At 64.2% G+C, this 12915-nt stretch carries 10 protein-coding genes; 9 read left to right on the top strand and 1 reads right to left on the bottom strand.

Annotation, left to right across the window (positions count from 1 at the left end; all coding sequences use genetic code 11):
* Positions 1 to 86: 86 nt before the first annotated feature.
* From AC1Q7F_RS15395 to AC1Q7F_RS15415, 5 genes are all read left to right on the top strand, one after another.
* Positions 87 to 2174, top strand: coding sequence for a TonB-dependent receptor (locus AC1Q7F_RS15395; RefSeq protein WP_492508336.1), 2088 nt, complete (start codon positions 87 to 89; stop codon positions 2172 to 2174).
* 330 nt (positions 2175 to 2504) lie between these two features.
* Complete coding sequence (locus AC1Q7F_RS15400; RefSeq protein WP_492508337.1) at positions 2505 to 3518, top strand: aldo/keto reductase; 1014 nt, start codon at positions 2505 to 2507, stop codon at positions 3516 to 3518.
* Between the two features lie 31 nt (positions 3519 to 3549).
* The gene (locus tag AC1Q7F_RS15405; protein WP_492508339.1) at positions 3550 to 4398 is read left to right on the top strand and encodes a VOC family protein; all 849 of its coding nucleotides are present in this window, start codon (positions 3550 to 3552) and stop codon (positions 4396 to 4398) included.
* 70 nt (positions 4399 to 4468) lie between these two features.
* Positions 4469 to 4882, top strand: coding sequence for a putative quinol monooxygenase (locus tag AC1Q7F_RS15410; protein WP_492508341.1), 414 nt, complete (start codon positions 4469 to 4471; stop codon positions 4880 to 4882).
* Between the two features lie 34 nt (positions 4883 to 4916).
* The gene (locus AC1Q7F_RS15415; protein ID WP_492508343.1) at positions 4917 to 6017 is read left to right on the top strand and encodes an alkene reductase; all 1101 of its coding nucleotides are present in this window, start codon (positions 4917 to 4919) and stop codon (positions 6015 to 6017) included.
* 16 nt (positions 6018 to 6033) lie between these two features.
* Here the strand turns inward: AC1Q7F_RS15415 and AC1Q7F_RS15420 are convergent, their stop codons facing one another.
* Positions 6034 to 6801, bottom strand: a complete 768-nt coding sequence (locus AC1Q7F_RS15420; RefSeq protein WP_492508345.1) for an AraC family transcriptional regulator — start codon at positions 6799 to 6801, stop codon at positions 6034 to 6036.
* 187 nt (positions 6802 to 6988) lie between these two features.
* Between AC1Q7F_RS15420 and AC1Q7F_RS15425 the strand changes: the two genes are divergently transcribed.
* The 4 genes from AC1Q7F_RS15425 to AC1Q7F_RS15440 all read left to right on the top strand — a co-directional run bounded on the left by AC1Q7F_RS15425 (position 6989) and on the right by AC1Q7F_RS15440 (position 12876).
* On the top strand, positions 6989 to 7960 hold the full coding sequence (locus tag AC1Q7F_RS15425; RefSeq protein WP_492508347.1) for an alpha/beta hydrolase: 972 nt from the start codon (positions 6989 to 6991) through the stop codon (positions 7958 to 7960).
* Positions 7961 to 8222: 262 nt separating this feature from the next.
* Positions 8223 to 10445, top strand: coding sequence for a TonB-dependent receptor (locus tag AC1Q7F_RS15430; RefSeq protein ID WP_492508349.1), 2223 nt, complete (start codon positions 8223 to 8225; stop codon positions 10443 to 10445).
* A gap of 20 nt (positions 10446 to 10465) precedes the next feature.
* A complete protein-coding gene (locus AC1Q7F_RS15435) occupies positions 10466 to 12622 on the top strand; it encodes a S9 family peptidase (protein WP_492508351.1) in 2157 nt (718 codons plus the stop codon).
* The gene (locus AC1Q7F_RS15440; protein ID WP_492508353.1) at positions 12619 to 12876 is read left to right on the top strand and encodes a hypothetical protein; all 258 of its coding nucleotides are present in this window, start codon (positions 12619 to 12621) and stop codon (positions 12874 to 12876) included. Before AC1Q7F_RS15435 ends, AC1Q7F_RS15440 begins: the two co-directional genes overlap by 4 nt.
* The last annotated feature ends 39 nt before the right edge of the window (positions 12877 to 12915 follow it).

Consider the following 12915-nt stretch of genomic DNA (forward strand, 5'->3'; position numbering starts at 1 on the left):
AAGCTTCCAGGCAAGCCATACGCTAAGATGTGGATTGCCCATGATCGTTAAGCCGCAAAACAAACCAATCGGAATGGGGATGCATCATGGGACGGCTTCTTGATCGACGGGCTGCGGCGGCGCGGCGGCTTCTCACCCTCTCCGTGGCGGGCCTGGCCCTGGCCATACCGGCGGCGGCCCAGGAAGGGCTGGTGCTGGAGGAAATCATCGTCACCGCACAGAAGCGTGCGGAAAAATTGCAGGAGGTGCCGGTCTCCGTCACCGCCTTCTCCGCCACGGCCATCGAGGATGCGGGCATCAAGACGGCGGAGGATTTTCTGTCGCTGACGCCCAATATCCGCATGGTGCAGTCCTTCACGGTGGGCAACAGCTTCGTCACCGTGCGCGGCATCTCCCAGATCAACAATAACGACCCGTCGGTGGCGGTCGTGGTTGACGGCGTGCCGCAGTCCAACCAGAAGCAGTTGACCCAGCAATTCTTCGATATCGAACGGATCGAGGTGCTGAAGGGCCCGCAGGGCGCGCTCTATGGCCGTAATTCCATCGGCGGCGCCATCAACATCATCACCCGCCAGCCCAAGGACAAGATGGAGGGCTCGGCCGAGATCGGGTACGGCAATGGCGATACCTGGTCGGCCATAGCGGCCGTGGGCGGGCCGGTGGTGAAGGACAAGCTGCTGTTCCGCGCCGCCGCCTCCTATCAGGACAGCGACGGGCTGATCACCAACACCTTCCTGGATCGCAAGGCCGATTTCTACCAGGACAAGACGGGTCGCCTGCAGGGTACCTGGCTGGCCACGGAGAACATCTCCGTCGATGCCCGCGCGTCCGTCTCCCGCACCGAGGGCGGGGCCGTGCTCTATAGCCAGTTCGGCACCACCGGCCTGTCGAACGCCACCTATATCAAGCCCAATGAGAATGTGCTGGGTGAGAGTCAGCGCGACATGGATGACCTGTCGCTGAAGATCGACTGGGATTTCGGGGCCGCCACCCTGACCGCCATCACCGCCTACAGCACGGTGGAGGAGATCTATCGCGGCGACCTGGATTTCTCCTCCGCGCAGGCCGTGGGCCAGGGCCAGGATCTGGATGTGGAGATGTTGAGCCAGGAGGTGCGCCTGACGTCCCCCAACGACCAGCCCTTCCGCTGGATCGCCGGCGCCTATTACCTGCATACCAACCGCGACCTGACCACCACGGTGTTTGCCGATACCAACGGCACCATTCCCGGTTTCGCCCCGCTGATCGTCTTCGGTAACGAAAGCAATTCCAACGACGCCTATGCCCTGTTCGGGCAGGGTGCCGTCGACCTGACGGAGAAGCTGGAACTGTCTGGCGCCCTGCGCTTCGACAGCGACCAGCGCGAGCAGACCGACCTGCTGCGCAACAATGCTGTGCGCGAGCGGACCTTCAAGAAGTGGCAGCCGAAAGTCACCGCCAAATACAAATGGACTGATGCGGTGATGACCTATGCCACCCTGTCCACCGGCTTCCGGTCGGGCGGGTATAATGCGCCCACCGTCAACCCGGCCATCTTCGCCAAGGAAACCACGACCAATTACGAGGCCGGGTTCAAGGCCACCATGGCGGACGGTCGGGTCGTGCTGAACGGATCGGCCTTCCACACCAAGCTGAAGAATGCCCAGATCTTCAAGGTCGATCTGGTGGCCGGCGCCCAGATCATCGACAATATCCGCCGCGCCAACCTGACCGGCCTGGAACTGGAGATGCAGGCGCGCCTAGCCCTCGGCTGGGATCTGTTCGGTGGGCTGGGCATCACCGACAGCGAGATCAAGAATTTCGATGGTACCGCCGCCTACAAGGGCAACCAGCTTCCCAGTAACACCAAGATGACCCTGAATGCCGGCAGCCAGTACAGTTTCGATATCACCGATAGCGTCGGCGGCCTGTTGCGCTTCGATATCGATCATCGTGGCAAGCAATATTACACGGCCGACAATATCGACTTCCGCAAGTCGATCACCCTGATCGACCTGCGCGCTGGTTTGACCTATCAGGACTGGTCGCTGACCGCCTATGTCAAGAACCTGACGGACAAGCAGTATTTCAGCGAATATGCGGATGCCAAATGGTCCGGCTCCGCCACGGGCCAGGACCTGGGCCAGCTGTCCCGCCCGCGTACCTATGGCGTCACGGCCAAGGCCAGGTTTTGATCTTGGGTTGACTGCTTTGACTGATCTCCCCGCCCGGTAGGCGGGGAGTTTTTTCGATTTGGGGCCGGGACAGGCATGCAAGCAGGGCAGGCCCTCAACACGCCCGGAGCTGTCGTCGGTTCGGCGTGCGGCAGGGACACCGAACCGACGTCTGGAACGCACCCCATGTCACGACTGGCGCCGGCTCTAGATATAATTCTATTGTGATATCTAAAATCAAAACAATAAATTTTAAGAATGTATTCGCCGAGCGCATCATCTGTTCATCCAATCAGGGGGCGGCAATGTCAGGAATGCCTTGTCCCCCGCCGAATGCGAGAGGACAGGACAATGGCGCTCCAAGACATTCTTTCCAGCCGTCTGGGCTTCGGTGCAGCCCCGCTGGGCAACATGTTCCGGGATATCCCGGAAAGCGAAGCGCACGCCACCGTGAATGCTGCCTGGAATGATGGCATCCGCTTCTTCGACAATGCACCTTTCTATGGCGCCGGCCTGGCGGAGATCCGCATGGGGGAGGCGCTGGCGGGCCGTCCGCGCGGCGACTATGTCATCGCCACCAAGGTCGGCCGCCTGATCCTGGACGAGGTCGAGGATGTCAGCGCCCGTGACCTGGGCGAAAAGGGCGAGGTGTTCAAGCACGGCCTGCCCAACAAGATCGTCAATGATTACTCCGCCGACGCCACCCTGCGGTCGATCGAGGACAGTCTGAAGCGCCTGAAGACCGACCATATCGACATCGTCTGGGTGCATGACGTGGCCCAGGATTTCTATGGCGATGAATGGCTGAGCGTGTTCGAGACGGCGCGCAAGGGTGCTTTTCCGGTGCTGGACCGGTTGCGTGACGAGGGTGTGATCAAGGCCTGGGGTCTGGGTGTGAACCGGGTGGAACCGATCGAGCTGCTGCTGGGTCTGGAGGGTCCGCGTCCCGATGGCTTCCTGCTGGCCGGCCGCTATACGCTGCTGGATCATGGCAAGGCCCTGCAGCGGGTGATGCCCACCGTGGCCGAACGCGGCCTGGGCATCGTCGTGGGCGGTCCCTACAGCTCCGGTGCCCTGGTCGGCGGCCCGAACTTCGAATATGCGCCCGCTACGCCCGCCATCCTGGACAAGGTGGCAAAGATCAAGGCCATCGCCGATCGCCATCGCACCAGCATGAAAGCGGCCGGCCTGCAATTCGCCCTGGCCCATCCCGCCGTTGCGGCCGTGATCCCAGGCGCCAGCCGTCCGGGCCGCATCGCGGAGGATCGCGCCGCCTTGAACGAGGTGGTGCCCGCCGATTTCTGGCGCGAACTGCGTACCGCCGGCCTGGTCGATCCGGCCGCCCCGCTGCCTGTCCTGGGCTGATCCTTTTCACATTTGGCAGACGGAGATGAAAATGACTGATCATCTGATGGCTGACGCGGCCGATCTGGGTCGCCGCGATGTGATGCGCAGTGCCGGTGCCGCCATGCTGGCGGGGTTGGCCGTGGCCGGCACCAGTCCTGCTGCGGCCCAGACGGCTGGCAGGATGTCGGCGGCGGCACGCAACAGTGGCCCGCTGGGCGCCCGGTTGCAGGGCGTGCAGCATTTCGGCCTGACGGTCCAGAACATGGACCGCGCCTACGCTTTCTATACCCAGGTCCTGGGCGGCACGGAGGTGATGCGCGACGGTGATTTCCAGGGCGAGCGCATCCACAACACTTTGCTGACCGACCAGGAGATCGAGGCGCGCGAACGGCATGTCAACCCACGGACCTTGGGCGTACCCGATCTGCGCGGCGGCGCCCAGCGCCTGGACGTGCGGTTCATCCAATTCGACAATGTGGTGATCGAGCTGCTGCAATATCGCGATGCCGACCAGCCTATGGGGGGTGGCAACAGCTTTGCCGAGCCGCTGGACCCGATGAGCCCGGCCTTTCCGCGGATGATGCATATCTGCTTCCATATCCACGACGATGTCGACTTCAACACCTTCATTCGCGACCTGGAAGCGGAAGCCGCCAAACGCGGCATGACCCAGGTGCGCGCCAACCGGGTGGTTACCGTGAATTCGGAGCCGGAGCGCCAAGCAGCCCCCCTTGAAGCTAATTCCAACCCGATCACCGAGGGTAAGTCGAACGGCTGGCGCTTGATCTATTGCAAGGGACCGGAGGGTGAGCAGCTGGAATTCGTCCAGGCGCTGGGCCCCGTGAAGAAGACCTTCGATGACGCCCTGGCCGCCCGCCGCCACCTGACGGCCGGCTGAACTTACCCCCCACCAATCCGACCTTGTGAACGGCGGCTGGCATGAGCGTGGCCGCCGAATGGAGACGATCATGTCCAAATCCAAGCGCCTGCGCGCCGGTATCGGCGCCATTATCACCACGGCCCTGCTGGGTGGCACGCTGCCCGCGATGGCGGAGATCGTGGCCTATCCCCGGATTCCGGACGGCGCCTATGCCGTCGTCGCCCAGATTCGTGCCAAGCCTGGCAAGGAGGCTGCCTTACGCGATGCCTCGAAGGATCTGATCCCGCTGGTTCGGGCGGAGCCGAACAATCTGGCCTATTTCCTTCATGAAAGCCGCGACGCGCCAGGCCGTTTCACCTTCTATGAAATCTTCGCCAGCCAGGCGGATTTCGAGGCCCATGTTGCCGCGCCCCATGTCCAGGACTGGTTCGCTAAGCTGCCCGAACTGGCCGATGGCACCGTCCAGGTCACGCCCCTGCATATCCTGAATGAACGCCGCTGAGCATCAGCGTGCTCAAGACACAAGGATCACCGAAATGTCCACCTCTCCTGAAACCGCCCTGTTCACGCCGACCAAAATCGGCGCCATCCATGTCGCCAACCGGATCGCCATGGCGCCCCTGACCCGGTCGCGCGCCGATATGGACGGCAACCACACGCCCCTGGCCGTCGATTATTACCGCCAGCGCGCCGGCGCCGGCCTGATCATCGCGGAAGCCACTAACATCTCCCGCCAGGGTCGCGGCTATGCCCTGACCCCCGGCATCTATACCGACGCGCATGTCGATGCCTGGCGTTCCGTGACCCAGGCCGTGCATGAGGCGGGCGGCAGCATCGTACTGCAGCTCTGGCATGTCGGCCGGGTGTCGCATGCCAGCCTGCAGGCCGGCGGTGCCGCCCCCGTGGCCCCGTCCGCCATCCAGGCCGGTGGCATGGTTTTCACCCTGAATGGCAATGAGCCGCCGACCATGCCCCGCGCCCTGGCGACCGGGGAGATCGCCGGTCTGATCAAGGACTATCGCAACGCCGCGACCAAGGCCAAGCAGGCCGGCTTCGACGGGGTGGAGGTGCATGTCGCCAATGGCTACCTGCTGGAGCAGTTCCTGCGCGACAGCACCAACCATCGCACCGATCAGTATGGCGGCTCCATCGAGAACCGCGCCCGTCTGCCGATCGAGGTGGTGACGGCGGTAGCGGAGATTTGGGGGGCGGACCGGGTGGGTGTGCGCCTGTCGCCCATGTCCACGGCCATCGGTGACACGCCCCTGGACAGCACGCCGCAGCAGACCTACGGCTATCTGGCTGAACAGCTGGGCCGCCTGGGCCTTGCCTATCTGCACGCCATTGAGGGCCAGACGCGCAGCGAAAACGCCGTCGCCGCCTTCGATTACAAGGCACTGCATGCGGCCTTTGGCGGCGCCTACATCGCCAATAACGGCTATGATCGGCAGATGGCGATGGATGCCGTGGCCTCGGGCCATGCCGACATGGTGTCCTTCGGCCGCCATTTCATCGGCAATCCCGACTTGGTGGAACGGCTGCGCCGCGATGCGCCGCTGTTCCAGGCCCCGGCCGACAGCTATTATGGAGGGGGCGCCAAGGGCTACACCGACTTTGTGACATTGGATGCCGCTTAATCCTGCCTTGGCCCGTTCAGCCGCCTTCGCGCATCTGGTAAAGGCTGGGCGGCACGCCGAAGGTGCGGTGGAACATGGCGGTGAAGGCGCTGGGGCTGTCATAGCCGACATCGAAGGCCACCAGCGTCACCGGCCGGCCGCTGGCCAGCAGTGACAAGGCCGCCATCAGCCGTACCTGCTGGCGCCAGACGGCCACGCCCATGCCGGTTTCCTGCTTGAACAGGCGGGTGAAGGTGCGCCGGCTCATCATTGCCACCTGCGCCCAGTCGTCCAGGTCGCGATTGTCGGCCGGGTCGGCCAGGATGGCGCGGCAGACACGCAGCAGCCGCTCATCCGCCGGCATCCGCACCTCGTAAGGCGCGTTGGGCATGCGCTCGATCTCGTCCAGCAGCAGGGAGACGATGCGCCCCTCGCGGCCATTCATGTCGTAATCGGGCGGAAAGCCGACGCTTTCCAGGATCAGGGCGCGCAGAAAATCCGACACCTCGATCACCCTGCAGGCGCCAGGCTCCCGGTCGCGGGCCGGGTCGATATAAAGCGTGCGCAGCGACACGGGGCCCCGGCATGACACTTCATGCGGGGTGCCGGCCGGCAGCCACAGCGCCCGCTGCGGCGGCAGCACGAAGGAGGTGCAGTCCGTCACCACCGACATAACCCCGGCTGAGGCATAGAGCAGCTGCGTATGCTGGTGGCTATGGAATGGATCGACGAAGCCGGCGGGATATTCGTCCTGCAGCGCGATGACCGGCCGCTGCGTCACCAGATAATCGGCACTGCGCTTCATCGCCCGTTCCTTCCCTGCGATAGTCCATGGCCCGGATGCGGCAATGAAAAGGTTATCACGGTATCCGGGTCAAGATGCACGGGATGGATCGGCCCATGCGCTGCAGTGATTGGCCCGCCCCGGCAAGCGGTCTTTCCACCGTCTCCCGTAGCATCATCCCCATGGATATTGCCGGGAGAGTTGCCTCGTGAGTGACGACATCAAAGCCGCCGCCGACCTTGCCCCGGAAATCCGGCGCTTCCATGAAGCCATCAATGGCGGTTATGCAGCCCACCCCCCGCGTCCGGGCCAGACCCTGGCCGACAGGCGGCAGGTGGCGGAGATTGTGCGGGCGCCCTGGACCCAAGGCGGCCCGGTCATGGCCCGGACGCGCGAGATGCGCATCGGTGCGCGCAATGTGCGCGTGCGCATCCATGAACCGGTGCCGGGTGCCGATCTGCCCGTGCTGATCTATGTCCATGGCGGCGGCTGGATGCTGTTCAGCCTGGATACGCATGACCGTCTGATGCGGGAATATGCCGCCCGTGCCGGCGTCGCCGTTGTCGGCGTCGATTACAGCCTGTCGCCGGAGGCCAAGTTCCCGACCGCGCTGGAGGAGATCGTCAGTGTCATCGACGCGCTGCGGGCCGGTGAGGCGGGGCAGGGTCTGGACGCCACCCGTCTGGCCATTGCCGGCGACAGTGTCGGCGGCAACATGTCGGTGGCTTCCAACCTGCTGCTGAAGCGGCAGGGCAAGAAGGTGCTGGACGCCATGGTGATGAATTATGGCGCCTTCGACCATGCTGTGACCCCGTCACATGCGCGCTATGGCTCCGACGGTTATATGCTGAACAGTGCGGAGATGGTGGTGTTCTGGGACGCCTATCTGCGCGGGCCCGACGATTACCGGGACCCGCTGGCCGCTCCCCTGCGCGCTGATCTGTCGGGCCTGCCGCCCGCCTTCCTGGCCATCGCCGGCTGCGACATTCTGGTGGATGAGAATATCGCCATGGCCGATGCCCTGCGCGCCGCCGGGGTGGCGGTGACGGCGAACCTGTATGAAGGCGCCAGCCACAGCTTCTTGGAAGCCGTCTCGATCTCTCCGCTGGCCGACCGGGCCTTCACAGAAGCGGCACAATGGCTGGTGGCGCGGATCGGCGGGCACAGAAGAGGCGTGTGACGCACTGCAAAAGGGCTGGAAATCTCCATGTGCGGGGATGCAGATAAATCTCAGGTTTATCAATCCTGTCGCTCTGCGACTGACCGGCAGGGCCGCACGCTGCGGCGCATCAGGGTATTTTGTTGCTAACCATTCCTAATTGGCCCGATCGCGTCAGTAAATGACCTACCCGGGTGTGCCGGGCCGGCGCGATGGGCATAGGCTGAATATGAACAGAGGCTGGATCACGGCCCCGACCTTCACCAGAACAGGGAACCTCGACATGACCAGAACCCATTGGCACCGTACGTTCCTGCTGACCGGCATCGCCGCCCTGGCGCCCCTGTCGGCCACAGCGCAGGAAGCCGCCTCCGACCGGGGCATCCTGCTGGAAGAGATCATCGTCACCGCCACCAAGCGCCAGCAGAGCGTGCGCGACGTCTCCGGCTCCGTCTCCGCCGTTTCCGGTGCGCAGCTGGAAGCCATCGGCGCCCAGAGCTTCGCCGACTATATCCAGCGCACCCCCGGCGTGGTGTTCAACGAATTCCAGCCCGGTACCTCGCATGTCGTCATCCGCGGCGTGGCCACCAATTCCGGCAATGTGCAGGGCCAGGGCACTACGGGCTATTACATCAACGAGGTGCCACTGACCGAACCCGGCTGGACCATCGTCATCCCCGATATCGATGCCTTCGACGTCGACCGGGTCGAGGTGATGCGCGGGCCGCAGGGGTCGCTGTTCGGCTCGGCCTCCATGGGTGGTGCCGTCAACTACATCGCCAACAAGGCCGACGCGTCCAAGGAGGATGCGGCGCTGGAAACCACCATCTCCCGTACCCGCAATGCCGATATCGGCTGGACCGGCAAGGCCATGGTCAACATGCCGCTGGTCGATGACAAGCTGGCGGTGCGCGCCGTCGGCACTTTCCGCCGCGATCCGGGATATCTGGACAATGCCGGCACAGGCGAGAAGGGCTCCAGCGATATCGATGTGGGCGGCGGCCGCCTGTCCGTGGTCTGGACGCCGGACGACCTGACGGAACTGTCCTGGCTCAGCCTCTACCAGAAGACCGAGGCCGATGACGCGCCCTACCGCAACCCGGCCTATGGCAGCTTCGGCCGCTATAGCGAGTTGCCGGAAACCAATGACACGGACGTGGAAATCCACAGCCTGCGCCTGGACCGCGACCTGGGCTTCGCCACCCTGACGGCACTCGGCGCCTATCAAAAGAAGAACCAGGGCTACCTGTTCGACTACACGGCGTGGCGCGGCGCCTATAATGCCGATCTGGGCCTGAACCTGACGAACCCGCTCTATATCCGCTCCGGCGGCGACAGCGACGGCAAGAGTGCGGAGCTGCGCCTGGCGTCCAATGGCGGCGGTTCCTTTGAATGGCTGTTCGGCGGCATGTATTTCGAGAGCGACAAGCATCTCTACGAACAGCTCGGCTCCCGCGGTGCCGCCGCCGCCTTCGACGCCTCGCCGCTTTTCGGGCCCGGTTCGGGTGCCGTCATCGCGCCCGATGATGCGATCTTCAACGCCTTCTATACCGACCTGACCGGCAAGGAGAGCGCGCTGTTCGGCGAGGCCTCCTACTATTTCACACCGGAATTCAAGATCACGGCCGGTGGCCGTCTCTACAAGACCGAAGTGACCAGCACCTCCAGCTCCGTCGGTTTCTCGACATACCCCGGCAACCCGACCTCTGATCGCACCAAGACCAAGGAGGATGGCTTCTCCCCCAAACTCTCGCTGACCTATAAGCCCAGCGAGACGTTGATGGTCTATGGGCTTTATTCCGAAGGCTTCCGCTTCGGCACGCCCAATACTCAGGGCCTGTCCACCTATCCGGTCCCCAGCGGATCGAAGAGCGACAGCCTGAAGAATTACGAGGCGGGCCTGCGCACGACGCTGGCCGATGGCGCCTTGCAGTTGGACGCCACGGCCTTCTATGTGGACTGGACCGACATCCAGCTGCGCCTGCTGACGCCGGATAATTTCAACTATGCCTCCAACGGGGCGTCGGCCTCCATCAAGGGGCTGGAATTCTCCGGTTCCTGGCACGCGACGGCCAATCTGGACCTGCAGAGCACCGTCACCTATATGAAGGCGCGGCTGGAGGAGGATTTGTTCATCCTGTGGTACGGTACGGCGCCGAAGGGCTCGCAACTGGCGGGTTCGGCCGATTGGTCCATCTCCAACACGGCGATCTACAGCTTTGATGCGCAGTATGACCCGACCATCACGGTGGCCCATCGCTATCTGTCCAAGGGGATCAGCGACATGAACTCCGCCGTGCCAGGTATCGCGGTCAATGAACAGGGCGGGTACAACCTGTTCGACCTGCGCATCGGTGCCACCTTCGGCACGACCAAGGCCACGATCTTCGCCAACAACATCACCGACAAGCGCGGCATCACCCGCACCTTGCCGGAGGCGAACGGCCTGAGCCAGGGTCTGGTGCGGCCGCGCACCTATGGCGTGACCCTGCACTGGTCGATGTAAGCGTATAAAGGAGCAAGGTGATGCAGCGTCGTTCATTCCTGATGGCGGCCGGTGTCGCCTTGCTCCCCTTGCCCGGCTTTGCGGCCGATGGCTTGCCATCGCCGCCGCGTCCACCGAAAAGGCCCAAGCGCATCGTGCAACTGGGCCGCACGCGCATCGACGATTACGCTTGGCTGCGTGATCCCAACTGGGCCAGGGTGTCGCGCGACACGTCCCTGATGGACCCGGAGATCCGGGCGCATCTGGATGCGGAGAACCGCTACGCCGACGCCCTGCTGGCCCCGACCAAGGGCACGCAGGCCGGGTTCGTGACGGCCATGCAGGCACTGACCGGTGCCGATCTGGCCAACCCGCCCGCCGCTGACGGACCGTGGGAATATTACACCTATGTCCGGCCGGGCCAGGACCATAAGGTCCATGCGCGGCGCCCGCGCGGCGGCGGGGCGGAGCAGGTGCTGCTGGACGCGCAGGAACGCGCCAAGGGCCATTCCTATTTCCGGATTACCGAGGCGGAGCACAGCCCCGACCACACGCTGTTCGTATGGGCGGAGGATGTGGAGGGCGGGGACCGGCACCGTATCTGCGTGCGCGACCTGGAAACGGGATTGGTCACCACCACCCCCAACGCCGATGCCTATGGCTACCATGCCGTCACCTTCTCCCCCGACAGCCGCCATGTGTTCTGGATCTGGCGCGATCCGCTGTCGCGGCCCGTCAAGGTCTATCGCCGCCCGGCGCGCGGGGGTGATGATGTGCTGGTCTATACAGAGCCCGATCCCGCCCTGTTCATGGGCCTGTCGCGCACGGCATCCAACAGCCATGTGATCATCCATATCCTGGGCCCGGACGTGGACGAGGTGCGGCTGATCCCGGCGGCCGACCCCACGGCGGAACCGATGCTGGTGGAGCCGCGCCAGCCCGGCCTGCATTACAAGGTGCAGGAATGGGCAGGGGAACTGGTCATCCTGACCGATGCCGACAATGCATTGGATGGCAAGCTGATGCGGGCCGATCCGGCCCGGCCCGGCCGCGCCCACTGGCGGGACTGGGTCCCGCACCAGGCGGGCCGCCATATCCTGGAAATGCTGGGTTTCCGCGACCATTTCGTGCGCCTGCAGCGTGTCGATGGCCGGCTGGAGCTGGTGGTGGCGAGCCGGGACGGCAGGGAGGAGACGGTCGGCTTCGACGAGGCCGCCTATGCCCTGACCCTGGCGCCGGTGCAGGAACAGGATGGCAGCATCCTGCGCCTGATCTATGAAAGCCCGCGCACCCCACGGCAATGGCTGGATTACGACATGGCCAGCGGCACGCGCCGCGTCGTGCAGGCCCAATCGGTAGGCAAGGGCTTTGATCCCGACCGCTATGAGGTGCGGCGTCTGATGGCGCCGGCCCCGGATGGGGAGTTGGTGCCCGTCACCCTGCTGATGCGCAAGGGGCAGCGGCTGGATGGGTCATCCAAGCTGTTGATCACCGCCTATGCCGCCTATGGCATCTCGTCGGAAGCGGAGTTTTCCATCCCGGCCCTGGCGCTGGTGGACAAGGGCTGGATCTTCGCCATCGCCCATGCGCGCGGCGGGTCGGAGAAGGGGCGGCGCTGGTTCCTGGAGGGGCGGCGCTTCAAGAAGAAGAATACCTTCACCGACTTCATCGCCTGCGCCGACCATCTGATCAAGCAAGGCTATACCTCCCCCCGCAAGGTTGTGGCCTATGGGCTGTCGGCGGGCGGGTTGCTGATGGGCGGCATCCTCAATCTGCGGCCGGACCTGTGGGGCGGGGCCATCGCCCAGGTGCCGTTTGTCGACATGCTGAACACGATGAGCGACAAGGACCATCCGCTGGTCCCCGCCTTCCGGCCCGACTGGGGCGATCCGCTGGCTGATCCGGAGGCGTACGATTACATCGCCTCCATTTCACCTTACGAGAATGTGAAGGATGCCGTCTACCCGCCGGTGCTGGCCACCGCCGGCATCCGCGACGACCGCGTCTCCTATTGGGAGGCGGGCAAATGGGTGGCAACATTGCGCGACCATAACCAGGGCCCGGCCCCCATCCTGTTCCATGTAGACATGGCGGCAGGGCATCAGGCGGGGGCGGGCCTGACCGATCAGTTCAAGCAGATGGCCCTGTTCTGGGCCTTCGCCGAACAGAGTCTGGTCTGGAGCAAGGGGCTGAAATGAAGCTGGAAGACGCTATTGCCATCGGCCGCCTGGATGCGCATGGCCAGGCGGAACTGGTGCGATCGGGCCAGGTATCGGCGCCGGAGCTGACGGAGGCGGCCATCGTGCGGATCGAGGCGCTGGACCCGGCGCTGCAATCGGTCAGTTGTAAGGCCTTCGAACTGGGCCGCGCTCGGGCGGCTGGTCCCTTGCCCGATCATTCCCTGGCCGGCGTGCCGGTGGATTCTATTTTGAAGTGCGACTCTCTTTTATAATCAGATGGTTAGCAATGGAGGCTGCCATGGGAGAGCATT

It is taken from the genome of Niveispirillum sp. GW835-FHT14G11, assembly GCF_058793615.1.

What these genes read in the sequence shown, in the direction of transcription:
- AC1Q7F_RS15395 (WP_492508336.1), top strand. Translation starts at nt 87, where the DNA reads ATGGGACGGCTTCTTGATCGACGGGCTGCGGCGGCGCGGCGGCTTCTC.
- AC1Q7F_RS15400 (WP_492508337.1), top strand. Translation starts at nt 2,505, where the DNA reads ATGGCGCTCCAAGACATTCTTTCCAGCCGTCTGGGCTTCGGTGCAGCC.
- AC1Q7F_RS15405 (WP_492508339.1), top strand. Translation starts at nt 3,550, where the DNA reads ATGACTGATCATCTGATGGCTGACGCGGCCGATCTGGGTCGCCGCGAT.
- AC1Q7F_RS15410 (WP_492508341.1), top strand. Translation starts at nt 4,469, where the DNA reads ATGTCCAAATCCAAGCGCCTGCGCGCCGGTATCGGCGCCATTATCACC.
- AC1Q7F_RS15415 (WP_492508343.1), top strand. Translation starts at nt 4,917, where the DNA reads ATGTCCACCTCTCCTGAAACCGCCCTGTTCACGCCGACCAAAATCGGC.
- AC1Q7F_RS15420 (WP_492508345.1), bottom strand. Translation starts at nt 6,801, where the DNA reads ATGAAGCGCAGTGCCGATTATCTGGTGACGCAGCGGCCGGTCATCGCG.
- AC1Q7F_RS15430 (WP_492508349.1), top strand. Translation starts at nt 8,223, where the DNA reads ATGACCAGAACCCATTGGCACCGTACGTTCCTGCTGACCGGCATCGCC.
- AC1Q7F_RS15435 (WP_492508351.1), top strand. Translation starts at nt 10,466, where the DNA reads ATGCAGCGTCGTTCATTCCTGATGGCGGCCGGTGTCGCCTTGCTCCCC.
- AC1Q7F_RS15440 (WP_492508353.1), top strand. Translation starts at nt 12,619, where the DNA reads ATGAAGCTGGAAGACGCTATTGCCATCGGCCGCCTGGATGCGCATGGC.